Source organism: Streptomyces rugosispiralis (assembly GCF_024505145.1).
Taxonomy (GTDB): domain Bacteria; phylum Actinomycetota; class Actinomycetes; order Streptomycetales; family Streptomycetaceae; genus Streptomyces; species Streptomyces rugosispiralis.
In genome coordinates, this window is sequence record NZ_JANIAA010000041.1 from 31040 (window position 1) to 53254 (window position 22215).

Annotated in this window: 22 protein-coding genes and 1 pseudogene; 10 read left to right on the forward strand and 13 right to left on the reverse strand. The window is 70.9% G+C overall.

Annotation, left to right across the window (positions count from 1 at the left end; genetic code table 11):
* The first annotated feature begins 58 nt into the window (after positions 1-58).
* The 6 genes and pseudogenes from NP777_RS38265 to NP777_RS38290 all read left to right on the forward strand — a co-directional run bounded on the left by NP777_RS38265 (position 59) and on the right by NP777_RS38290 (position 5877).
* On the forward strand, positions 59-1015 hold the full coding sequence (locus NP777_RS38265; protein ID WP_256654787.1) for an SPFH domain-containing protein: 957 nt from the start codon (positions 59-61) through the stop codon (positions 1013-1015).
* Positions 1016-1062: 47 nt separating this feature from the next.
* Positions 1063-1263, forward strand: a pseudogene (locus tag NP777_RS38270) (hypothetical protein); the annotation flags it as partial.
* 225 nt (positions 1264-1488) lie between these two features.
* The gene (locus tag NP777_RS38275) at positions 1489-2013 is read left to right on the forward strand and encodes a PadR family transcriptional regulator (protein WP_037960297.1); all 525 of its coding nucleotides are present in this window, start codon (positions 1489-1491) and stop codon (positions 2011-2013) included.
* Positions 2010-2696, forward strand: coding sequence for an ABC transporter ATP-binding protein (locus NP777_RS38280; RefSeq protein WP_256654788.1), 687 nt, complete (start codon positions 2010-2012; stop codon positions 2694-2696). Before NP777_RS38275 ends, NP777_RS38280 begins: the two co-directional genes overlap by 4 nt.
* On the forward strand, positions 2693-5107 hold the full coding sequence (locus NP777_RS38285) for an ABC transporter permease (protein ID WP_256654789.1): 2415 nt from the start codon (positions 2693-2695) through the stop codon (positions 5105-5107). The genes NP777_RS38280 and NP777_RS38285 overlap by 4 nt, the downstream gene beginning before the upstream one ends.
* Before the next feature lie 170 nt (positions 5108-5277).
* Positions 5278-5877, forward strand: a complete 600-nt coding sequence (locus NP777_RS38290) for a Uma2 family endonuclease (protein WP_256654790.1) — start codon at positions 5278-5280, stop codon at positions 5875-5877.
* A gap of 3 nt (positions 5878-5880) precedes the next feature.
* On the opposite strand, the gene NP777_RS38295 is transcribed toward NP777_RS38290, so the two are convergent.
* A complete protein-coding gene (locus NP777_RS38295; protein ID WP_256654791.1) occupies positions 5881-6840 on the reverse strand; it encodes a hydrogen peroxide-inducible genes activator in 960 nt (319 codons plus the stop codon).
* A gap of 138 nt (positions 6841-6978) precedes the next feature.
* Between NP777_RS38295 and NP777_RS38300 the strand changes: the two genes are divergently transcribed.
* Entirely contained in the window at positions 6979-7533 is a 555-nt protein-coding gene (locus tag NP777_RS38300) for a peroxiredoxin (protein WP_210944188.1), read from the forward strand.
* A gap of 11 nt (positions 7534-7544) precedes the next feature.
* Positions 7545-8084 (forward strand): alkyl hydroperoxide reductase, encoded by a 540-nt coding sequence (locus NP777_RS38305; RefSeq protein WP_256654792.1) that lies wholly within the window; start codon positions 7545-7547, stop codon positions 8082-8084.
* 89 nt (positions 8085-8173) lie between these two features.
* Here the strand turns inward: NP777_RS38305 and NP777_RS38310 are convergent, their stop codons facing one another.
* From NP777_RS38310 to NP777_RS38330, 5 genes are all read right to left on the reverse strand, one after another.
* Positions 8174-9745: an AI-2E family transporter gene (locus NP777_RS38310; protein WP_256654793.1), complete on the reverse strand. Its 1572-nt coding sequence runs from the start codon at positions 9743-9745 to the stop codon at positions 8174-8176.
* A 144-nt stretch (positions 9746-9889) separates the two neighbouring features.
* The gene (locus NP777_RS38315) at positions 9890-10606 is read right to left on the reverse strand and encodes an aggregation-promoting factor C-terminal-like domain-containing protein (protein ID WP_256654794.1); all 717 of its coding nucleotides are present in this window, start codon (positions 10604-10606) and stop codon (positions 9890-9892) included.
* Positions 10607-11034: 428 nt separating this feature from the next.
* The gene (locus NP777_RS38320; RefSeq protein WP_256654795.1) at positions 11035-12372 is read right to left on the reverse strand and encodes a PhoH family protein; all 1338 of its coding nucleotides are present in this window, start codon (positions 12370-12372) and stop codon (positions 11035-11037) included.
* A gap of 396 nt (positions 12373-12768) precedes the next feature.
* Positions 12769-13530 (reverse strand): isoprenyl transferase, encoded by a 762-nt coding sequence (locus NP777_RS38325; protein ID WP_256654796.1) that lies wholly within the window; start codon positions 13528-13530, stop codon positions 12769-12771.
* 295 nt (positions 13531-13825) lie between these two features.
* Positions 13826-14572, reverse strand: a complete 747-nt coding sequence (locus tag NP777_RS38330; RefSeq protein ID WP_256654797.1) for a prepilin peptidase — start codon at positions 14570-14572, stop codon at positions 13826-13828.
* A gap of 84 nt (positions 14573-14656) precedes the next feature.
* On the opposite strand from NP777_RS38330, the gene NP777_RS38335 reads away from it, so the two are divergent.
* A complete protein-coding gene (locus NP777_RS38335) occupies positions 14657-15157 on the forward strand; it encodes a DUF192 domain-containing protein (RefSeq protein ID WP_256654798.1) in 501 nt (166 codons plus the stop codon).
* 104 nt (positions 15158-15261) lie between these two features.
* Positions 15262-15666: a cold shock domain-containing protein gene (locus NP777_RS38340; RefSeq protein WP_256654799.1), complete on the forward strand. Its 405-nt coding sequence runs from the start codon at positions 15262-15264 to the stop codon at positions 15664-15666.
* A gap of 90 nt (positions 15667-15756) precedes the next feature.
* Here NP777_RS38340 and NP777_RS38345 read toward each other — a convergent pair whose 3' ends face one another.
* The 7 genes from NP777_RS38345 to NP777_RS38380 form a co-directional block, all read right to left on the reverse strand.
* The gene (locus tag NP777_RS38345; protein WP_256654837.1) at positions 15757-17019 is read right to left on the reverse strand and encodes an SLC13 family permease; all 1263 of its coding nucleotides are present in this window, start codon (positions 17017-17019) and stop codon (positions 15757-15759) included.
* Positions 17020-17817: 798 nt separating this feature from the next.
* Positions 17818-18450 (reverse strand): OmpA family protein, encoded by a 633-nt coding sequence (locus NP777_RS38355; RefSeq protein WP_256654800.1) that lies wholly within the window; start codon positions 18448-18450, stop codon positions 17818-17820.
* An 8-nt stretch (positions 18451-18458) separates the two neighbouring features.
* Positions 18459-19046 (reverse strand): hypothetical protein, encoded by a 588-nt coding sequence (locus NP777_RS38360; protein WP_256654801.1) that lies wholly within the window; start codon positions 19044-19046, stop codon positions 18459-18461.
* Positions 19047-19097: 51 nt separating this feature from the next.
* Positions 19098-19814, reverse strand: coding sequence for a pilus assembly protein TadG-related protein (locus NP777_RS38365; protein WP_256654802.1), 717 nt, complete (start codon positions 19812-19814; stop codon positions 19098-19100).
* An 8-nt stretch (positions 19815-19822) separates the two neighbouring features.
* On the reverse strand, positions 19823-19972 hold the full coding sequence (locus NP777_RS38370; protein WP_162496074.1) for a hypothetical protein: 150 nt from the start codon (positions 19970-19972) through the stop codon (positions 19823-19825).
* Between the two features lie 289 nt (positions 19973-20261).
* The gene (locus NP777_RS38375) at positions 20262-21149 is read right to left on the reverse strand and encodes a DUF5936 domain-containing protein (RefSeq protein ID WP_256654803.1); all 888 of its coding nucleotides are present in this window, start codon (positions 21147-21149) and stop codon (positions 20262-20264) included.
* 121 nt (positions 21150-21270) lie between these two features.
* On the reverse strand, positions 21271-22209 hold the full coding sequence (locus NP777_RS38380; RefSeq protein ID WP_256654804.1) for a type II secretion system F family protein: 939 nt from the start codon (positions 22207-22209) through the stop codon (positions 21271-21273).
* Between the last annotated feature and the right edge of the window lie 6 nt (positions 22210-22215).

The window sequence follows — 22215 nt, forward strand, 5'->3', positions numbered from 1 at the left end:
CCCATAATGTGCTATCACTTTGATAGAACGCAGCGCCGAACGGAACGGGGAGCCCTCCATGTCCGACACCACCTCGACCGAGCCCATCACCGATCAGGCCGACATACCGTCCCTCCCGGAGCCGAGGGTCACGGAGCGGCCCGCGCACAACGTCAGCGGCGGACTGGCCCTGCTCGGCGGCCTGGCCGGACTCGCTGGCGGCATCGGGCTGATCCTCGCGGGCGCCGCCGTCGCCTCCGAGCACAAGGGCGCCTGGTCCACGCTGCTGATCGTCTCCGGCATCGTGGTGATCCTCGCCGCGCTCCTCACCATGTGCGGCCTCAACACCATCGCGCCCGGCGAGGCCCGGGTGGTCCAGCTCTTCGGCCGCTACCGCGGCACCATCCGCACCGACGGGCTGCGCTGGGTGAACCCGCTCACCAGCCGGGAGAAGATCTCCACCCGGGTGCGCAACCACGAGACCGCGGTACTCAAGGTCAACGACGCCTACGGCAACCCGATCGAACTCGCCGCGGTCGTCGTCTGGAAGGTCGAGGACACCGCCCAGGCGATGTTCGAGGTGGACGACTTCCTGGAGTTCGTCGCCACCCAGACCGAGGCCGCCGTCCGGCACATCGCCATCGAGTACCCGTACGACGCCCATGAGGAGGGCGCCCTCTCGCTGCGCGGCAACGCCGAGGAGATCACCGAGAAGCTCGCGATCGAACTGCACGCCCGGGTCGAGGCGGCCGGGGTCCGCATCATCGAATCGCGCTTCACCCACCTCGCCTACGCCCCGGAGATCGCCTCCGCGATGCTCCAGCGCCAGCAGGCGGGCGCCGTGGTGGCCGCGCGGCGGCAGATCGTGGACGGCGCGGTCGGCATGGTCGAGGCTGCCCTGGCCCGGATCGCCGAGGAGGAGATCGTGGCGCTGGACGAGGAGCGCAAGGCCGCGATGGTCAGCAATCTGATGGTGGTGCTCTGCGGGGACCGCTCCCCGCAGCCCGTGCTGAACACCGGCACGCTGTACCAGTGACGGACGAGAGCGGGCGGAAGGCACGGCAGCCGCGGCAGCGCAAGCAGATGCTGCTGCGGCTCGACCCGGCCGTCCATGACGCCCTCGCGCGCTGGGCCAACGACGAGCTGCGCAGCGCCAACGCGCAGATCGAGTTCCTGCTGCGCAAGGCGCTCGCGGACGCGGGCCGGCTGCCCGGCGCGGCGCGCCCGATCCCGCGCCGGGGCCGCCCGCCGCGGCGGCCCGCCGAGGGCGCCGAGGGCGAGGGTGCCGAGGGCGAGGGTGCCGAGGGCGAGGGTGCCGAGGGCGAGGGTGCCGAGGGCGAGGGTGCCGAGGGCGAGGGTGCCGAGGGCGAGGGCCCCACCGAGGACCCGGAGGGCATCGGCCGGGAGCCACGTCGGCCCTGACCCCGGTCGCACCTCTCTGACCTGCGGCAATGCACACCCAAGCGCGGCTATACACTCCAGGTATACGCATGGTGTAGAGTGCTGGGCATGTCAATTGGCCACACCCTGCTCGGACTCCTCGAGGGCGGCCCGCGCCACGGCTATGACCTCAAGCGAGCCTTCGACGAAAGATTCGGACACGACCGCCCGCTGCACTACGGGCAGGTCTACTCGACCATGTCCCGGCTCCTGAAGAACGGCCTGGTGGAGGTCGACGGCATCGAGCACGGCGGTGGCCCGGAGCGCAAGCGCTACGCCATCACCGACGCGGGCATCACCGATGTGGAGCACTGGCTCACCCAGCCCGAGAAGCCGGAGCCGTATCTCCAGTCGGTCCTCTACACCAAGGTCATCATCGCCCTGCTCACCGGGCGGGACGCGGCCGATCTCCTCGACGTCCAGCGCGCCGAACATCTGCGGCTGATGCGCGATCTGACCCAGCGCAAGCGCGGCGGCGACCTCACCGACCAACTCATCTGCGACCACGCCCTCTTCCATCTCGAGGCCGATCTGCGCTGGCTGGAACTGACCGCCGCCCGCCTCGGCCAACTCGCCAAGGCGGTGCGTTCATGACCCCGGCAGGCTCCTTGCTGATCGCCACGTCCCTGCACAAGACGTACGGTCACACCCCCGCCCTGGACAGTGCGGACTTCTCCATCCACCCCGGCGAGGTCGTCGCCGTCATGGGCCCCTCCGGCTCGGGCAAGTCGACGCTGCTGCACTGCCTGGCCGGGATCGTGAAGCCGGACTCCGGCTCCGTCCACTACAACGGGCGCGAGCTGACCGCCATGTCGGACGCCGAGCGCAGCGGGCTGCGCCGCGGTGAGTTCGGCTTCGTCTTCCAGTTCGGCCAGCTCGTCCCCGAGTTGAGCTGTGTGGAGAACGTCGCGCTGCCGCTGCGGCTGAACGGCACCAAGCGCAAGGAGGCCGAGACCCGGGCGGCGGCCTGGATGGAGCGGCTCGAGGTCGCCGATGTGGCGCACAAGCGGCCCGGTGAGGTCTCCGGCGGTCAGGGGCAGCGGGTCGCCGTCGCCCGGTCGCTGGTCACCGCCCCGCGGGTGCTGTTCGCGGACGAGCCGACCGGCGCGCTGGACTCGCTCAACGGGGAGCGGGTGATGGAGCTGCTGACCGAGGCCGCCCGGGAGTCCCGTACCGCCGTGGTGCTGGTCACCCATGAGGCCAGGGTCGCCGCCTACTCCGACCGCGAGGTCGTCGTCCGCGACGGCAAGGCCCGGGATATGGCAGGGGCCCGATGAGCGGCCAGGACGCCCCGGCGGAGGAGCCCCGCTCCCGTGTCTCGGTCGCCCGCTGGGCCGCCGATCTGGCCATGGGCGGCCGGTTCGCGGTCACCGGCGGCCGGGAGAGCTGGGCCAGGACGATCATGACGGCGGTGGGCGTCGGCCTGGGGGTGGCGCTGTTGCTGCTGGCCTCCTCCGTCCCCACCATGTACCAGCAGCGCAACGAGCGGGGCGACGCCCGCTCCTCGTTCACCCCCAGCGGCGAGGTGAAGCCCGGCGCCGATACGCTCCGGCTCGCCAACGCGGGCACGACCTTTCGCGACCAGGACATCACGGGCGAGGTCATGGCCCCCGACGGCGACGGCACACCGCCCGTGCCGCCGGGCATCGACCGCATCCCGGCCGCCGGTGAGATGTGGGTTTCCCCCGCGCTGAAGAAGCTGCTCGACTCCGACGAGGGCAAGCTGCTCCGGGACCGATTCCCGTACCGCACCATCGGGGTGATCGGCGACAGCGGCCTGTCCGGCCCGTCCGATCTCGCCTACTACGCGGGGGTCTCCCAGAAGGCGTTCGGCCACGTCAACTCCAGCTATCACATCGACCACTGGGGCCTGGCGGACAAGAAGGGCGCGAACGAGCCCCTGGACCCCGCGCTGCTGCTGCTGATCATCGTGGGCTGTGTGGTGCTGCTGCTGCCGGTGCTCATCTTCATCGCCACCGCGGCCCGCTTCGGCGGTGAGCGGCGCGACCGGCGGCTGGCCGCGCTGCGGCTGGTCGGCGCGGACATCCATATGACCCGGCGGATCGCGGCGGGGGAGTCGCTCTTCGGCTCCCTCCTCGGGCTCGCCGTCGGCGCCGGACTGTTCCTGCTGGCGCGGGAGATCATCGGCAGCATCCAGGTCTGGGGCATCAGCTTCTTCACCTCCGACATCGTGCCGAGCGCCCTGCTCGCCCTGGTGATCGCGGCGGCCGTGCCCGCCTCGGCCGTCATGGTCACGCTGATCGCCCTGCGTGGTATCGCCATCGAGCCGCTGGGCGTGGTCCGGAACGCCAAGCCCAAGCGCCGGCGTCTGTGGTGGCGGCTGCTGCTGCCGCTGCTGGGCCTGGCCCTGCTGCTGCCGCTCGCGGGCGGCTTCGGGACCGGCAGCAGCGGCGGCAACATGAAGGCGTACCAGGCCGCGGCCGGTGCCGTCCTGCTGCTCATCGGCATCACCGCGCTGCTGCCCTGGGTCGTCGAGGCCGTGGTGGAACGGTTCGGCGGCAGGGGCTCGGTGCCCTGGCAGCTCGCCACCCGCCGGCTCCAGCTCAGCAGCGGCACCGCCTCCCGCGCGGTCAGCGGCATCACGGTCGCCGTCGCCGGGGCCATCGCGCTCCAGATGCTCTTCGCCAGCGTGGGGGCCCAGAACACCGAGGACACCGGCCAGGACCCGAACCGCGCCCAGTTGATCGCGAACGTCCCGGTGAACGACGGCGACCAGGCCCGCGACGCCTTCGCGCGGTACCGCGCGACCAAGGGCGTGCGCGATCTGCTCGGTGTCACCGAGGACTACATCTCCGATGTGCGCCCCAGCAAGGACGACCCGACATCGGTCCCGGAAGAGGCCATCACCGTCGCCGACTGCCCCACGCTCCGCGAGGTGGTCCGCATCACCAGCTGTAAGAACGGCGATGTCTTCCTCGTCGATTCGTCCAGCTACTACGGGGAGGAGCCGGGCTTCGCCAAACCGGGCGCCCGGGTCAACTTCGCCTACCGCGACGACGGTACGCCGGACCTGCGCAAGAAGAAGCTGTGGACTATTCCCCAATCGGCCACGAAGGTGAAGCCCCGGCCGGACCCGACCGGAAGCGAACGCACCGGCATCTTCGCCACCCCCGGCGCCTTCGACATCGCCGATCTGCCGGACCCCGGGGCCGCGGCCATGATCCGGCTGGACCCGAAGGTCCCGGACGGGGTCGAGTATGTGCGCAACACCAGCGCGGCGCTCTCCCCGGCGATGGATGTCATGCGGCTCTCCAGCACCTCGCAGTCGGATGAGTTCCAGGTCATCCGCAAGGCCCTGTTCATCGGCGCCACCGCGACCCTGCTGCTCATCGGGGCCAGCATGATCGTGACCACCCTTGAGCAGCTCCGCGAGCGCAAGCGGCTGCTGTCGGTCCTGGTGGCCTTCGGCACCCGGCGCACCACGCTCAGCTGGTCGGTGCTGTGGCAGACCGCGGTCCCGGTGGTGCTGGGGCTGGCGCTATCGATCGCGGGCGGGCTGGCACTGGGTGTGATGCTGCTGAAGATGGTCGGCCAGCCACTGGCCGTGGACTGGGCCGGACTCGGCACCATGACCGGCGTCGGCGGCGGGGTCATCCTGCTGGTGACCCTGGTCAGCCTGCCGCCGCTGTGGCGGATGATGCGGCCGGAGGGTCTGCGGACGGAGTAGGCCCCGTCCCGCCGCGCCCGCGTCGCGGGGGCCGTTCCCATCTGCGGGAATGGCCCCTTGCCCTTGTTCCCAGCGGTTATGCCACCCGTCTGGGTGAATCCCGGCAAAGGACCTCTTCCTCGGCTTCCGGTCTACGATGATGTCCTCGATACCAGCCAGGAGGAGGCGCCATGTCTGCCGCAGCGGTCGAGTACCCCTGTGACGGTCCCGAGCGGAATCTGCTCGAAGAAGCCGAGCAGCTCTCCGCCATGCTCCCCGGCTACCGCGTCGAGATCATCGGGGAAGAAATCACCGTGACGCCACCGCCCGACATGCCTCACGGGGATTCGCTGACCGACCTCACGTTTGCCTTCGCGCCCGCCCACGGCAAGCTGACGCGAGTGGTCCAAGGTTCGGGCGTGTGGCTTCCCGACAGCCCCTTCGACTACGCCGTACCGGACCTTGCCGTGGTCGACGCCGACTACCGGGACCACTACATCGAGCACAATTGCTACGACCCCACGATCTTCCGTCTGGTCCTGGAGGTCACCTCGAGCAACCTCGGCAACGACCTGAAGACGAAAGTCACCGCCTACGCGATCGCCAAGATCCCCGTCTACGTGATCGTCAACCGCACGAAGCAGCGCATCCACGTCCTGACGGATCCGATCGCCAACGAATACAACCACCATCGCCTCTACGCCCGGGGTGAGCACATCACCCTCCCAGAGTCGATCGGCGCCGAAGTCACCCTGGACGTGGAAGCGGTCCTGGCAGCCGGACGCCCCTGACGCTCACCCCCGGTCGACCCGTACCGGCAGCGGCCGCAGCGCCCCCCGCAGGGCCTCCGCGAACGCCTCGAACTCCTCCGTGCGCGCCGCGCCCGCCCGCATGGCCAGGGCGATCCGGCGGGCGGGCGCCGGATCGGCGAAGTCGCCGGTGGCCAGATGGTCGTTGCGCGCGGTTTCCACCCGGAGCGCGGTGCGCGGCAGCAGCGTCACCCCGAGCCCGCCCGCGACCAGCTGCACCAGGGTGGAGAGCCCGGCGGCGCTGGTGGTCACCGGGGCGCCCTCGGTGCGGCCCGCCTCACGGCAGATGTCCAGCGCCTGGTCGCGCAGGCAGTGACCCTCGTCGAGCAGCAGCAGATCCAGCTCCTTGAGCGCCTCGCGGGGGATGTCATCGCGTCCGCCCAGCCAGTGGTCCCGCGGGGTGACCAGCACGAAGTCCTCGTCGAACAGCGGTATTTCGACCACCCCGGGCGCACCGAGCGGCACCGCGAGCAGCAGCAGATCCAGCCGGCCGTGGGCCAGCCCCTCCAGCAGCGAGGCGGTCTGCTCCTCGTGCACCTGGAGATCGAGCCGGGGGTAGCGCTCATGCACCAGCCGCAGCACGGTCGGCAGCAGATACGGCGCCACGGTCGGAATCACTCCGAGCCGCAGCACACCGGTGAACGGCGCCCGCGCCGCCTCGGCCTCCTCCAGCAGCTCCCCGACCGCTTCGAGCACGGTGCGTGCACGGACCGCCAGCCGCTCCCCCGCCGGGCTGAGCAGTACCTTGCGCGTCGTACGCTCGAGCAACTGGACACCGAGTGTCTCCTCGAGCGCCGCGACGGCGCCGGAGAGCGCGGGCTGGCTCATCCCGATGGCGGCCGCGGCATCGCGGAAGTGCAGCTGCTCCGCGACCGCGACAAAGGCCCTGAGCTGGGAAATGCTCGGCTGGCGCGGTTTGCCCTGCGGTATGGGCGATGCGGCCACTGATAGCCACCTCCAATCAACCCCACCGAGTGTAGCTATTTCACTGATCAATGCACTCTGTGCCAAGGTAGGACCGTCCAACCCCAGGAAAACCCGGACGACCGGGCCTTTCCTATGCAAAAGCTGCAAGGAGTGCGCGTGCTCACCGTCGGTGACAAGTTCCCCGAGTACGACCTGACCGCCTGCGTGTCGCTGGAGAGCGGCAAGGAGTTCGAGCAGATCCACCACAAGACCTACGAGGGCAAGTGGCGCGTGGTGTTCTTCTGGCCCAAGGACTTCACCTTCGTGTGCCCGACCGAGATCGCCGCCTTCGGCAAGCTGAACGACGAGTTCGCCGACCGTGACGCGCAGATCCTCGGCGTCTCCGGCGACTCCGAGTTCGTCCACCACGCCTGGCGCAAGGACCACGCCGACCTGCGTGACCTGCCCTTCCCGATGCTGGCCGACTCCAAGCACGAGCTGATGCGCGACTGCGGCGTCGAGGGCGAGGACGGCTTCGCGCAGCGCGCCGTGTTCATCGTGGACCAGAACAACGAGATCCAGTTCACCATGGTGACGGCCGGTTCCGTGGGCCGTAACCCCAAGGAGGTCCTGCGGGTGCTGGACGCCCTGCAGACCGACGAGCTCTGCCCCTGCAACTGGAGCAAGGGCGAGGACACCCTGGACCCGGTGGCCCTCCTCTCCGGAGAGTGAGCTGATTCACCATGGCACTCGATGAGCTGAAGTCCGCGCTGCCGGACTACGCCAAGGACCTCAAGCTGAACCTCGGTTCGGTGATCGGCAACTCGGAGCTTCCGCGGCAGCAGTTGTGGGGCACCGTGCTGGCCTGCGCGATCGCCTCGCGTTCGGCACGGGTGCTGACCGAGCTGGAGCCGGAGGCCAAGGCCAACCTCTCGCCGGAGGCGTACACCGCCGCCAAGTCGGCGGCCGCCATCATGGCGATGAACAACGTCTACTACCGGACCCGGCACCTGCTGTCCGACCCGGAGTACGGCAACCTGCGCGCGGGGCTGCGGATGAACGTCATCGGCAACCCGGGTGTGGAGAAGGTCGACTTCGAGCTGTGGTCGCTGGCCGTGTCCGCGATCAACGGCTGCGGAATGTGCCTCGACTCGCATGAGCAGGTGCTCCGCAAGGCGGGCGTGGACCGCGAGACGATCCAGGAAGCCTTCAAGATCGCCTCTGTGCTGCAGGCGGTCGGCGCCACCCTGGATGCCGAGGGCGTCCTGGCCGCCAACGGCTGACCTCGGTCACGAAGACCCGGAGGGCGCCCCACCGATCGGTGGGGCGCCCTCCGGCGTTCGTCGTTCATCGGCCGCGGCGCCGGGCCGGTCTATCGGGCCCCGCCCTCCCCGGGCGGCAGACCCGGCGGCGCGGTGGGCGCCACGTCGGAGGCGGTGGCGCCGTGCGGGCCCGGGACGGCGCGCAGTGCGTTCTCCTGGCTGTAGCCGCGCAAGTAGACGACCACCGTATTGGCGACCGCCACCAGCGGAACGGCCACCACCGCGCCGCCGATGCCGCCGATCAGCGAACCGGCCGCGACCGAGAGCACCACGGCCAGCGGATGGACCCGCACCGCCCGGCCGAGGATGAACGGCTGGAGCACATGGCCCTCGATCTGCTGGACGGCGAGCACCACGATCAGCACCATCGCCCCCGTGAACACGCCCTGGGTGACCAGCGCCACGACCACCGCGAGCGCGCCGGAGACCACCGCACCCACCAGCGGGATGAAGGCGAAGAGGAAGATGAAGACGGCCAGGGGCACGGCCATCGGCACATCGAGGAAGAACAGCCCCACACCGATGAAGATCGCGTCGATCAGCGCCACGATCACCGTGCCGCGCACATAGGCGGTCAGCGTCGCCCAGGCGCGCGGGCCCGCGCCCGCCACGCCCTCGCGGGCCTGGGCGGGGACCAGCTTGAGGGTCCAGTTCCAGATCTTCGGGCCGTCGTACAGCAGGAAGAGCGTGGAGAACATCGTCAGCAGGATGCCCGTCAGCACCTCGACGACGACCGTGACGCCCTCCAGCCCCGCCGAGGTGATCTGCTCGGTGTTGGCGCCGACCGCCTCGCGCAGGCTCTTGGCCACATGGTTGATCTGCTTCTCGGTGACATGGAACGGGCTGTGCAGCAGCCAGCGCCGCAGATCGTCGATACCGGCCTGGACCTCGCCCGAGACCTCGTCGACGTTCTCCATCACCTGCCAGACCACGAACCACACGACCAGGCCCATGACGACGAACCCGGCGATGAAGGTGAGCGCGGTGGCCAGCCCGCGCGGCACACCGCGGCGGCGCAGCCGGGTCACGGTGGGCTCCAGCAGCGCGGTGATGAGGATCGCGACGGTGAAGGACAGCACCACCAGCTCCACGGAGCTGATGACCCGCATGAGCACCCACACCGTGCCGCCGAGCACCAGCAGCCGCCAGGCGGCCTCGGCGGCCACGCGGACACCCCAGGGCACGGCGGACACCGGATCGGGTCGGGCGGAGACGGCGGGGGCGTAGGCGGGCGGTGCGGGCACACTGGCCGGCTGCTCCGGCCGGGCGGCCTCGCCCTCCCCCGCGGCGCCCTCGGGGGTCCCGGGGCTCTCGGGGGTCCTGGGGCTCTCGGGGCGTTCCGGGCTCTTCCGGCCCTCGGCGCTCTCCGCGCCCTCGGCGCTCTCGGCGCCACCCCGCGGGCGTTCTTCACTTGGTTCGGAGGGGGATTCGGACCTCGGTCCCGGCTCCGGTTCAGTTCCCCGTTCGGGCCTCGGTCCGGGCCCCGGTGGCATCCGCGGGCCGGCGTCGCCGTCGCCGTCGACCTCGCGCCCCCGCATCTCGGCCTGTTGGGATTCGAGCCGGTGGGCGAGCCGGGTAAGTCCGGTTCCCAGCCTGCCGACCCACTGCGGCAATTTGGACATTTCTCGTTTCCTACCCCCAGTTTCCCCCTCGGCCGTCAAGGAGACGTTACCTGCCGAAGATGCACGAAACCCCCGACCTGAGCCGGGGGTTTCGTGAAGCGTTCGATACTGCGCGGCTACCGGGCGGGACCCGGTGGAACCGGCTCAGTAGTGGCCGTTGGCCTGCCAGAACGACCAAGCGTCACACGGGCTGCCGTAGCGCTCGTTCATGTAGTTCAGGCCCCACTTGATCTGGGTGGCCGGGTTGGTCTGCCAGTCGGCGCCCGCCGAGGCCATCTTGCCGGCCGGCAGCGCCTGCACCAGACCGTAGGCACCCGACGAGGGGTTGCTGGCCTTGTAGTTCCAGGTGGACTCGTGGTCCACGATGTTGCTGAAGCACTGGAACTGGCCGCCCGGCACGATCTGCCGTGCCATCGCCTGAACCTCGGAGATGGTGTACGAAGCCTGCTGGGGGAAGCTGGAGGCGTCACGCGTGGCCGAACGGCTCGCGATCTCCTGCTTCTTCTTGGCCTCGCGCTCCTTGGCCAGCTTCTCGGCGGCTGCCTTGTCCGCGGCGACCTTCTTGGCCTTCGCGTCCTTGGCCGCCTGCTTGCGGGCTGCTTCCTCTGCGGACTTGCGCGCCTCCGCGTCGGCCGCGGTGGACTGGACGTCCGCCTGCTGCGTCAGGGATGCGGTCTGCGCGACGGCCTGCTGTCCAGCAGGTATGTCCGCAAGGAGCGTCGAATCGGCGGCAGTCGCCTCGATCGGGTCGGACGAGCCCTGCTGCTGCTGTCCGCCCGCGGCGACGCCGACGACGGCGCCCACAGTGGTGACCGCGGTGGCCGAAGCCACTGCGAATCCCCGGACCGAAATCCGGCTCACTCGGTTTCCTTCCAGCATCGCCCGCTTAGGTGACCTCGCGGGCGCAATCGTGCCCCTGGCGCTGACCTCCCCTTGTTCCGTCCCCGGTGGTGCGATGGGGTCGGCTGGTCACGGGAGGCACGGGCCCGGTGGGGATCTCCCGCGGGAGATCCTCGAGGTGCTCGGGCGGCATACGGCGAACGCTGTTCAATTCTGTTACTGCTGTTGCTCGGTACCGCTGGGGGTACTGGTGTGCCGTATGCGGGGCCTGACAGAACCCACACACTGCCGGACGCGGAGCCCCGTAGGCAATTCCCCGCCAGGTGTGAAAGCTCACATCCCGTTTACGCCCTAGGATTTCTGGAAATCCGCGCGCACCAAGGCGCCGCGCGGCTAAGCTCGTTGGCCTTTCCGCGCGGCGCCCTGGGGTCGCAAACGACTCAACCGGCTCAGATGTGGCTGTCCTCCAGCATTTCGGTCACCAGCGCCGCGATCGGCGAACGCTCGGAGCGGGTCAGGGTGACATGCGCGAACAGCGGATGCCCCTTCAGCTTCTCGACGACCGCCACCACACCGTCGTACCGCCCGACGCGGAGGTTGTCCCGCTGCGCCACATCGTGGGTGAGCACCACCCGGGAGTTGGCGCCGATCCGGGACAACACGGTCAGCAGCACGTTCCGCTCCAGCGACTGGGCCTCGTCGACGATGACGAAGGCGTCATGGAGCGAGCGGCCGCGGATGTGCGTCAGTGGCAGCACCTCCAGCATCCCGCGCCCCACGACCTCCTCGATCACCTCGGCGCTGGTCACCGCGGACAGGGTGTCGAAGACCGCCTGCGCCCAAGGGCTCATCTTCTCGGCCTCGGTGCCGGGCAGATAGCCCAACTCCTGGCCACCCACCGCGTACAGCGGGCGGAAGATCATCACCTTGCGGTGCTGACGTCGCTCCAGCACGGCCTCGAGACCCGCGCACAGCGCCAGCGCCGACTTGCCCGTACCGGCCCGGCCGCCCATCGAGATGATGCCGACCTCCGGGTCGAGCAGCAGGTCCAGGGCGATGCGCTGCTCCGCGCTGCGCCCGTGGATGCCGAACGCCTCGCGGTCGCCGCGCACCAGCCGCACCTGCCCGTCCGGGGTGACCCGGCCCAGCGCGTTACCACGCTCGGACTGGAGCACCAGACCCGTGTGCACGGGCAGTCCGGCCGCCTCGGGGACGTACGCCGTCTCGGCGGCGAACAAGTCGTCCACCTGTTCGGCCGAGACGGCGAGCTCCGCCATCCCGGTCCAGCCCGAGTCGGTGATCGCCAGCTCCGCGCGGTACTCCTCGGCGAGCAGACCCACCGAGGACGCCTTGATGCGCAGCGGCAGGTCCTTGGACACGACGGTGACGTCGTACCCCTCGGCCTGCAGGTTTCTGGCGACCGCGAGGATCCGCGAGTCGTTGTCCCCCACCTTGCCGCCGTGGTTCAGGAAGGCGGCGGGGAGGATGCCCGGGTCGGAGTGGTTGAGCTCGACACGCAGGGTGCCGCCCAGATCCCCGATCGGGATCGGAGCGTCCAGGCGGCCGTAACGGATGCGGTACTCGTCCAGCAGGCGCAGCGCCTGCCGTGCGAAGTACCCCAGCTCCGGGTGGTGCCGCTTGGCCTCCAGTTCCGTGACCACCACGACCGGCAGCACGACTTCGTGCTCGTCGAAGCGGGCCATGGCATTGGGGTCGGCCAGCAGGACGCTGGTGTCGAGGACATAGGTGCGCCGGTCGTGCTCGCGGCGTTTCTTGCTGGTCACCACGGGTGGACGAACCCCCTCGGGAGAGGTCGGGGTGCGACGGCGTCGCGGGAGTGAGGTATCCCCGCCGCAGACGGGGAACGGACCGGGCTCAGGCCCAACGGGGAGGGCCGAGCGCCGGCCCTCCGCGTCATACGCACGATCCGCACAGTCGTCCGTGTGCAAAGGGCCTCCCGGGCGAACGGCCCGATGCCGTCCGCTGGCAGTTCGACGCCCAACTGGACAGGTGGGACAGGGCGTCGACCTGGAAGGGATATTCCCTCGAACGTGCGGGGGCATGCAACGGCATATGACGGCGCGGATATGAACGTTGTGAAACCAGCGTGCTACACGGCCCGGGGCCGGACGCCGGCCGGCGTCCGGCCCCGGGCCGGTGAACTGCGGTGCTACTAACGGGAACTAGTTGCCGTACCTACGATGACGGGCGGCGTAGTCCCGCAGCGCGCGGAGGAAGTCGACCTTACGGAAGGCGGGCCAGAAAACTTCGCAGAAGTAGTACTCCGAATGGGCACTCTGCCACAGCATGAAGCCCGAGAGCCGCTGCTCGCCGCTGGTGCGGATCACCAGGTCCGGATCGGGCTGGCCACGGGTGTACAGGTGTTCGGAGATGAGGTCGATGTCGACGACCTCGGCCAGCTCCTCGAAGGAGGTGCCCTTGGTGGCGTGGTCCAGCAGCAGCGACCGCACCGCGTCGGCGATCTCCTGCCGTCCGCCGTACCCGACGGCCACGTTGACCAGTATTCCGTCGATGTGCTCGGTGTCCCGCTCGGCCTCCTTGAGGACCGTCTGGGTGCCGGAGGGCAGCAGATCCCGGTTGCCGACGTGGTGCACCCGCCAGCGGCCGTCGGCGGCCAGGTCGCGGACCGCGCCCTCGATGATGCTCAGGAGCGGGATCAGCTCCTTCTCGGGGCGGTCCAGGTTGTCGGTGGAGAGCAGCCAGAGCGTGACGACCTCGACGTCCGTCTCGCTGCACCAGCCGAGCAGCTCCTGGATCTTGCTCGCGCCCGCCTTGTGGCCCTGCTCCGCGGTGCTGCCTGCCGCGCGGGCCCAGCGGCGGTTGCCGTCGAGGATGACACCGATGTGCTTGGGCACCTGGGCGTGGTCGAGGCGGCCTTCCACCCGGCGTGCGTAGAGCCCGTACACCAGGTCGCGCAACTTCACGTCTTCCAGCCCCTCAGTGCTTCACATGGCTCGCCATGGCAGTCCGCCCCAAGGCCGACACCCTACTGCGGGGCAGGGGGGCTGGCTAACCGGGACGGCCGAATGACCGCTTCCCGTCACGCTTCGTAGCCGAGTGTGTGAGATACGTGCCGCCCTTTTGACCCCCAGAAGCCCGAAATAGAGCGGGCCGGTCCGTGGGGGGGAGTACGGACCGGCCCGAGGGGGGGCTTCCACCATAACGCTTCGTGAGGGGATGTCCATGCATCTCGGCGAGCCGACCCGCCGCGCGCCGATGTCATCCGGCGCCGAGCGCCCCCAGCACCAGCCCCGCGCCCGCCCCGAGGATCATGAACGGGCCGAACGCCATCGCGGTCCGCCGCCCGGCCCGCCGGGTCAGCACCAAGCCCACCGCGCAGCAGGAACCCAGCAGCAGCCCGGCGAGGGCGCCCACGAAGAGCACGTCCCAGCCGTACCAGCCCAGCGCGACCCCGAGGGTCAGCGCGAGCTTGACATCACCGAACCCCATCCCGCTCGGGCTGATCAGGAACAGCACCAGATACGCCCCGCCCAGCACCGCGCCGCCCAGCAGCGCCCGCGGCCAGGACCCTGCGCTGTGCGGCAGCAGCGCCGCCGCGCCGAGCAGCGCCGCGGCCCCGCCCGCCATGGGCAGGGTGAGGACGTCCGGCAGCCGGTTGACCGCCAGGTCCACGGCCGTGAGCAGCACCCCCGGCGGCACCAGCAGCAGCCACACGGCCAGCTCGGGACGCGCGCCGACGGCCGCCGCCAGGCCCGCGCACACCAGCGCGGTGAGCACGGCGGCGAGCACCGGGCCGGTCCCGTAGTCCCGCTCGCCGTCCCGGCAGCCGGCGCACCGGGCGGGGCCCAGCCAGCCGCGCGCCGGGCCGATGAGCGCGTGCCCGCGCGGACAGGCGCCGCGCCAGGGCTCCTCCGGCTCGACGGCCAGCCGGTAGAGCGGGCGCGGTACGAGCAGCCCGGCGGCCGCGCCGTACGCGGCGGCGAGCACGATCAGCAGCGGTTGCACGGGCCGAGCCTACGGAAGCGCCCGGCCGGTGGAACACTGCCGGGACGGGCGGACGGCGCGGAACGGGCGAAGGGGGCGCGGGTCATGGGCCGCTGGCGGGACGGTACGGGGACGCTGCGGGTGGAGGGTGGCGCAGGGCGGGCGGGGGGTGGCGCCGGGCCCGTGGAGGGCGGCGCAGGGCGGGTGGAGGGCGGCGCAGAGCGGGTGGAGGGCGGCGCAGAGCGGGTGGAGGGCGGCGCCGGGCGGGCGGGAGGCATTCCGCTCACCATCGCCGCCTCCTACCGCGCCCGCGCCCGCGGGCTGCTCGGCCGGGACGGGCTGACCGGCGCGCTCCTGCTCACCCCCGCGAGCGGGGTGCACACCTTCCGGATGCGGTTCGCCATCGACGTCGCGTATCTGGACCGGCACCTCACCGTCCTGGACGTCCACACCCTGCGCCCGGGGCGGCTCGGGCGGCCCCGGCTGCGGTCCCGCCATGTGCTGGAGGCGGAGGCGGGCGCGTTGGAGCGCTGGGGCGTGCGGCGGGGCGTGCGCGTCTTGATCGCCCCCGGCCCTTCAGCGCCGCCGTCCCCTTCTGTACGCTGACGTCTCGGTGCCATGGTTGGGGCACCCTCGATCGGTCATGGTCGGGACACCCTCGATCGCGGTCGAGATCATCGAGGTAGAGGTATAGGGGTAGGGGTAGCACGGTGACGACCACGGGCAAGATTCTGCGTTTCGACGAGTTCCGCGGCTACGGCTTCATCGCACCGGACGACGGTGGCGAGGACGTCTTCATGCACGCCAATGACCTGCTGGACGAGAAGCACCTGTTCCAGCCGGGGTCCAAGGTGCGGTTCGTTCCCGAATACGGCGACAAGGGGCCCAAGGCCTCCGAGGTGCGCATCGTCGAGCGTGCCGCGCCGGTCGTACGGCCCTCCGCGGGTCCGGACGGCGACGACACCATGTGCGATGTGCTGTCGGTCGCCGAGTTCCGGCAGGAGCTCACCGAGGCACTGGTCGAGGTGGGCGGCAGCCTGACCGCCGACCAGATCAAGCAGGTGCGCAGGCGGGTCATCGAGATCGCCCAGGCGCACAACTGGATCGAATCCTGACGTCGGACCCTGTCGGGTCCTGACAGCAGGGCGAGGGGCCGCCGCCGCGACGAACCGTCGTGGCGGCGGCCCCTCGGGTTTTGCCGATCCTCAGCTTCCCGTGACCCGCAGCATCGCCCACATCGCCACCGTCGCGGCCACCACGGTCGCCGGTGTGGTCAGCAGCCCAAGGCGGGTGAACACCCCCAGGTCGGAGCCGGTCTCCGGCTCGTGGCGGTGGACTATGCGCCGCCACAGCAGGGTGGCCAGGGAGCCGACATAGGTGAGGTTGGGGCCCAGGTTGACGCCGATCAGCACGGCGAGCACGGGCCCGGGGCCGCCCCCGGAGGCGATCGGCAGCAGCGCCAGCACGGCGGGCAGGTTGTTGATCAGGTTGGCCAGCACCGCCGCGACCGCCGCGATCCCGAGCAGCGCGGGCAGGCCCGCCCCGGTGGGCAGCACCTGCTCCAGCGTCTCCTGGAGGCCGCCCGTCAGCACGGCCTGGACCACCACCCCGAGCGCCAGCACGAACAGGCAGAACAGCGGCCCGGTCGCGCCGATCGCCTCCCTTACGGTCGCCCGGCGGTGCCGCAGCGCCCTTACGGTGAGCACGAGAGCGCCCGCCCAGGCCGCCCACTGGGGATCCAGACCCGCCAGCGAGGTCCCGACGAACCCGGCGAGGGTCAGCAGCAGCACGGTCACCGCGAAGACCGGCACCCGGGGCCAGTCGGCGGGCGGGGGCTCGCTGGTCCCGGCGGCCAGATCGTCGGCGAAGAAGCGGCGGAAGACCAGGTACTCGATGCCGATGGTCACCAGCCAGGCGGGCCCCATCAGCACGGCGAACCGGGTGAAGGAGACCCCGCCGGCCTCCAGGGCGAGCAGATTGGTGAGGTTGGAGACCGGGAGGAGCAGGGACGCCGAGTTCGACAGATGGGCGCAGGCGTACACATGCGGCCGGGACCGCGCCCCGAGCCGGGCCGCCGTGGCGAACACCACGGGGGTGAGCAGCACCACGGTGGCGTCCAGGCTCAGTACGGCGGTGACGGTGGCCGCGACGGCGAACACCCCGCCCAGGAGCCGGTCCGTACGCCCCGCGCAGGCCCGCGCCACGGCCTGCCCCGCCGCCTCGAAGAGCCCCTCGTCCGCGCACATCCGTGCCAGCAGCAGTACGGCGGCCAGAAAGCCCACGACGGGCAGCAGCTCCCGGGCCTCCGCCCAGGCCCGGCCGGGTGAGACCGCCCCGATGGCCACCACGATCCCGGCGGCGGGCACGGCCGCGACCGCTTCCGGCAGGCCCCGGGGCCGTACCACCGCGAAAGCCAGTACGCCGAGGAGCAGGACGACGGCAAGGGTCTCGGCGACGGCGGTACTCAGAACAGACTCCGGCGAAGGGTGCGATCAACACCCCCATGATGCGGCATCGCAGGCCGCGGCCCCGCCCGCCCGTTTCCGAACCGGCCTGGGGCCAGCCGGTCCCGGGTCGGCCTGGACGGCCGGTCCCGGGTCGGCCTGGGGTCGGCCGGCCCCGGGAGGTGTCCGGCGGATCCTGACGCCTGCGGCGGGCTGTTCCCCTCCCCGCCCCTTCCCGATACCAAGGGCTCCGCCCCTGGACCCCGGGGATCCGCGGCCGAGCCGCATATCGATGCCGCGGGAAGCCGCGAAGCTCGGGTCCGGGGGCCTGGGGGCGGAGCCCCGGTCCGGGGCCTGGGGGCGAAGCCCGGTTGCGGGGCCTGGGGGCGAAGCCCGGTTGCGGGGCCTGGGGCGGAACCCCGGTCCGGGGGCCTGGGGGCGAAGCCCCAGTTGGTTGCGGGGCCTGGGGCGGAACCCCGGCCCGGGGGCCTGGGGGCGAAGCCCCAGTTGGTTGCGGGGTCTGGGGCGAAGCCCCGGGCCCGGAATCGGGGGCGGAACCCCGGGTGCAGGGGCCGAGGGCAAAGCCCCGGGTGCGGGGGCCGGGGGCGGAGCCCCGGGTGCTGGGGCCTCGGGCGGAACCCCGGCCCGGGGGCTGGGGCGGAGTCCCAGTTGCGGGGCCTGGGGCGGAACCCCGGCCCGGGGGCCTGGGGGCGAAGCCCCGGGTGCGGGGCCGGGGGCGGAGTCTCAGTTGCGGGGGCTGGGGCGGGGCCCCAGTTGTGGGGAGGGGCGGGGAGGGGAAAGGTCCCGCCGGCACCCCGCGGGTCAGCCGGTCCTGGGGAAGCTGACCTCCACCCGGCGGTTGCGCTTGCGGCCCTCCTCGGTCGCGTTGTCCGCGATCGGGTACTGCTCGCCGTAGCCCCGGATCTCGTAGTTGACGGACGGGTCCAGGTCCTCGGCGAGCGCCTGCTGCACCGCGTTGGCCCGCTGCTTGGACAGCAGGATCCCGTGGTCCGCGGAGCCCAGGTCGTCGGTGAAGCCGAAGACGCGGACGCCCTTGGCGTTCTGCCGCTCGGCCTCGGAGGCGATCTCCTTGATCCGGGCCCGCGCGTCGCCGCCCAGCTTCGAGCTGTCCTTGCCGAAGAGCACCTCGGCCTGCAGCGCGAACTTCACCTTGGCGTTGGTGTCCTCCCGCCGCTCGTCGCCGTCGTCCGTCTCGACCACGGACTTGATGTCCAGGACCCGGCCGGGCGCCAGCTTGGCGCCCTCGGGCATCTTCAGATCGGAGTCCTTGACGTCGATCTTCATCGGCGGGGTGGTGTCGGCGGGCGCGCCGGGGCCGCTGTCCGCGTGGGCGGGCGGCGCCGGGGCGGTGAGGGTGACCAGGAGCGCGGTGGAGGCCAGCGCGGCCAGTACGGGGCCGCGGCGCGCGGGGCGGGCCGTCGTCTGCGGTGTCATGGCGCGGCTCACCCGGAGAGGGTGATGCTGACGGACGGCATGGTCGGGATCTGGAAGTCGATTTCCTTGACGCTCTCGGGCGGGGCCGGGAACTGCGCGAACAGCGGGCGGCTCTCATTGGGCTTGATCCCGGAGAGCCCCGTGGTGCACAGACACTGGCCGTCGGTGTCCCGCAGGACGAGATAGCGCTTCTTGCCCTTCTCGTCGACCAGGGACGCGCCGGAGACGGACGAGAGCGACTTCACCTCGGTCTCCTTCGAGCGCCAGTCGATCGCGTTGAAGAGCCGACTGCCGTGGTTGGTGACGGTGGCGTTCACGGTCACGAACCCGCCGTCGTCGCGCACCGCGGAGTGGAGGGTGACGACGACCCCGCCGGGCCCCTTCATCTCGCCGATGGTCTTGGAGGAGTCCGCCGCGGGCTCTTGGTCGTCGCCGTTGTCCTTGCCCGCGGTCGACGCCCGGCCCGCGGCATCGTCGGGCTTCTTGCCGCCGTCGCTGTCGCCGTTGCCGCACCCGGCCACGGCGAGGGCCAGGGCCGCGGCGAGCGCCGTCGCGGCGGCCCCCCTCCGGGCCTTCGTCGTGTGCCGAATGCTCATCGCTCGCTGTCCTTTGCTCTTCTGCTCTTCGTTCGCTCGTCAGTCTGCCGTTCAGTCGGCCAGGTGCACGGAGAAGAGGTCCTTGGCGTCGGGGAAGAGATCGAGACGCGTCGGGTCGATGGTCAGGTCGATTCCGTCGCAGAGGAGGTCGACGGGCGGCTTGTCGTCCTTACCGCCGTCGCCACCCTTGCCGTCGTCCTTACCGTCGTCGTCCTTGCCGCCGCCGTCGCCCTTACCGCCGCCGTCGCCCGTACCGCCGTCGTCCGGCCGCTGGGTCGGCGGGGCGGGCGGCTCCGCCGTACAGCGCGGGGTGACGACCGCCTTGGCCGTCGCCTCCGCGTACTTGCTCTCCGTGCCGGGGATGACGGTCTTGCCCACGGGCTTGTGCGTCTTCACGGTGACGGTGAAGGACGTCGGCAGATAGCCCGGGACGCATCCGTCTCCGGTGAGCGAGGCGCCGTTCTGGTCGGCGAACCACTGCGCCTGTGCACAGGCGTCGCCCACGCCCAGTCCCCGCCCGTTCAGCAGGTCGTCCCATGCGCTGCCGTTCGCGATCGCCTCCAGGAACCCCTTGCGCAACTGGTCGCGGTAGTCCTGGGCGGCCGCGAGGGCCGCCGCGTCGGCGGCGGTCTGTCCGCCGCTGCGGGTCGCTCCGGCCTGGCCGACGGCGAAGAGGGCGAGCGCCAGGAAGAGCAGGCCCGCCACCGCCGTGATGTAGATCGGAAACGCCTGCCCCGCGTCGCTCCTGAGATCTCGGCGCGCTGTCACGGGACCGGTCAGATGCCGACGACCTGTGAGATCTTGTCGGAGATGGCGTTTGCGATCATGCTGCCGAAGTCTGTGGTCGACAGGACCAGCACGATGGCCACCACCACGGCGATGATGCCCAGGTATTCGATCGAGGTCTGTCCCCGATCGTTCCGCATGACGCGCTTCCCCATTGTGTTCCCCTCCATGGGCTGCCGTCCCTCTGTGGTCCGGCGACTCAACCCCCGTGGTGTCGCTCGCGACACGAGCAAAGTACGCCGAAACAGCCGTCTCGGAACAGTGCCCTAGGAAGCATTGACTTCCCCGTTCATCACGTTCGAACCGTGGACGTGACGACCAACCCCGACCGCGCATCCGTCTCACCCCCTCCCGCACCGAGGAGTTCTCCGTCGACGACTGTCCCACATTCAATTGCAACCGCGAAGGGGCTTCACCTAAAAGAGACCGTCAGTCCCCGGTCACCGAGCCGAAGTCGGTACCCGACCCGATGAAGAACCCCGCGACGAGCAACACCATGGTTCCGGGCACCATGAAGGTCGTGATGACCATGGTCGCCTTCGGCACCGCGCGGGCCGCGCGCCGCCGGGCGTTCTGCGCGTCCGTACGGCGCATGTCGTTCGCAATGGCGATCAACGTTTCGACAATCGGAGCGCCCAGCTCCTCGCCCTGCTGAAGGGCGGTGACGAACTGCGCGACCTGTTCTGAGTCATTACGTTTACGTAGTTCCTCGAACGCCTGACGGCGGCTGACCCCCATGTCCATTTGCCGAAGTGTGATGCGAAGTTCATCCGCCCAGGGGCCCTCATACTTCTCGGCGACCCGGTCCAGGGCCTGACGGAAGCTCAAACCGGCGCTCACCACGACGGCCAGAACGTCCAGAAAGTCCGGCAACGTCCGCTCGATCGCGTCCTTGCGCTCGCGCACCGCCGCCCAGATGCCCACCTCGATCCAGAACAGCCCGAACGCCACCAGCAGCAGCGCCAGCAGGACTTGACCCCTGCCCAGCATCACCAGCGCCCCGACGAAGCCGAGCGCCCCGTAGACCGCCCGCCGGGCCGCGTAGCGATCCACCGTCAGACCGCCCGGATTGCCCGCCAGATCGATCCGGCGGCGGACCCGGGCCACCCGCTTCTCGCCCATCAGCCGCAGCACCAGCGGGGCGTAGCGCATGCCCAGCCGGTCGACGGCCGAGCCGACCACGGTCGTCCGACTGGAGCCGACCTCCAGGGCCACCGCCAGATCGCTGGGCAGCTTGGCCTCGCTGCGGTACAGCGTGATGCCGTAGGCGATGCCCGCCACCGCGAGACCGGCCGCCAGCGCCAGCAGCAGTGCCATCTCCCTCAAGTCCCCTCTACCTGGATTCGCTCGTACGTCGGTCTCGGACGGTCTCGGACGGTCTCGGACAGTCTGGACGGTCTTGGGCGGCCTTGGTCGGCCTTGGGCGGTCTTGGACGTCTCAGACGTCGATCTTGGACATGCGGCGGATGAGGAAGAAGCCGATCCCGTACAGGCAGAAGGCCACGACCACCGCCGCCTGCCCCCAGAAGGACGAGGTCATCCGGTCCAGCGAACCGGCCGAGATCCGGTTCATCAGCAGCAGCGTCCCGATCCCCAGCAGCGGTACGACATAGGCGGTGACCGTCACCTGCGAGAGCTGGGTGCGCACCTCCCGCCGGGTCTCCTTGCGCTCCTCCAGCGTCTGGGTGAGGTTGCGCAGCGAGCTGACCACGGTGCCGCCGGCCCGGTTGGACAGCACCAGCGTGGTGACCAGCACCACCAGCTCCCGGGACGGCAGCCGCTCGGCCAGCTCCTCCAGCGCGTCGTCGATCGAGTGGCCGACGGCCAGCTTGGCCGCGACCTTGGCCAGCTCCTCGCCCGCCGGCGCCTCCATCTCGTCCGCCGCCATGCCGAGCGCGGTGCGCAGCGCCAGCCCGGCCTGGGTGGCGTTGGCCAGGATCCGCGACAGCTCGGGCAGTTGGTTGATGAAGCGCTCTATCCGCTTCTGGCGCTGCCAGCTGAGGAACGCGAAGGCCCCCCAGACGGCGACCACCGCCGCTATCGGGCCGAAGAACGCCGCGAGGAAGGACGCCGCGATCACCCACAGCCCGGCCGCCGCCCCCGCCGTGTAGACGAAGAACTCCCCCGGGGTGATCTCCAGGCCGGTGGCCGCCAGCCGCAGTTCCAGCTTCCGGCCCAGGGAGGTGGTGCGCAGCCACCGGTCGACACCCGAGAAGCGGCGCGCACGGGCGGTGCCCGGCAGCGGGCCGGTCTCCGACAGCCGGTCGATCAGCGCACGCTGCTGCTCCTTGCCGCGTACGTAGGTGTGCACGCCCACGACGCCCAGCGCGCCGCACACCAGCGTCGTGCCGAGGGCGGCCGTCGCGAGATGGTCCATGGGCCC

Excerpts from the sequence above, each read along its gene's own strand:
- NP777_RS38265 (WP_256654787.1), top strand. The coding sequence starts at position 59 with ATGTCCGACACCACCTCGACCGAGCCCATCACCGATCAGGCCGACATA.
- NP777_RS38275 (WP_037960297.1), top strand. The coding sequence starts at position 1,489 with ATGTCAATTGGCCACACCCTGCTCGGACTCCTCGAGGGCGGCCCGCGC.
- NP777_RS38280 (WP_256654788.1), top strand. The coding sequence starts at position 2,010 with ATGACCCCGGCAGGCTCCTTGCTGATCGCCACGTCCCTGCACAAGACG.
- NP777_RS38285 (WP_256654789.1), top strand. The coding sequence starts at position 2,693 with ATGAGCGGCCAGGACGCCCCGGCGGAGGAGCCCCGCTCCCGTGTCTCG.
- NP777_RS38290 (WP_256654790.1), top strand. The coding sequence starts at position 5,278 with ATGTCTGCCGCAGCGGTCGAGTACCCCTGTGACGGTCCCGAGCGGAAT.
- NP777_RS38305 (WP_256654792.1), top strand. The coding sequence starts at position 7,545 with ATGGCACTCGATGAGCTGAAGTCCGCGCTGCCGGACTACGCCAAGGAC.
- NP777_RS38310 (WP_256654793.1), bottom strand. The coding sequence starts at position 9,745 with ATGTCCAAATTGCCGCAGTGGGTCGGCAGGCTGGGAACCGGACTTACC.
- NP777_RS38335 (WP_256654798.1), top strand. The coding sequence starts at position 14,657 with ATGGGCCGCTGGCGGGACGGTACGGGGACGCTGCGGGTGGAGGGTGGC.
- NP777_RS38355 (WP_256654800.1), bottom strand. The coding sequence starts at position 18,450 with ATGACACCGCAGACGACGGCCCGCCCCGCGCGCCGCGGCCCCGTACTG.
- NP777_RS38360 (WP_256654801.1), bottom strand. The coding sequence starts at position 19,046 with ATGAGCATTCGGCACACGACGAAGGCCCGGAGGGGGGCCGCCGCGACG.
- NP777_RS38370 (WP_162496074.1), bottom strand. The coding sequence starts at position 19,972 with ATGCGGAACGATCGGGGACAGACCTCGATCGAATACCTGGGCATCATC.
- NP777_RS38375 (WP_256654803.1), bottom strand. The coding sequence starts at position 21,149 with ATGGCACTGCTGCTGGCGCTGGCGGCCGGTCTCGCGGTGGCGGGCATC.
- NP777_RS38380 (WP_256654804.1), bottom strand. The coding sequence starts at position 22,209 with ATGGACCATCTCGCGACGGCCGCCCTCGGCACGACGCTGGTGTGCGGC.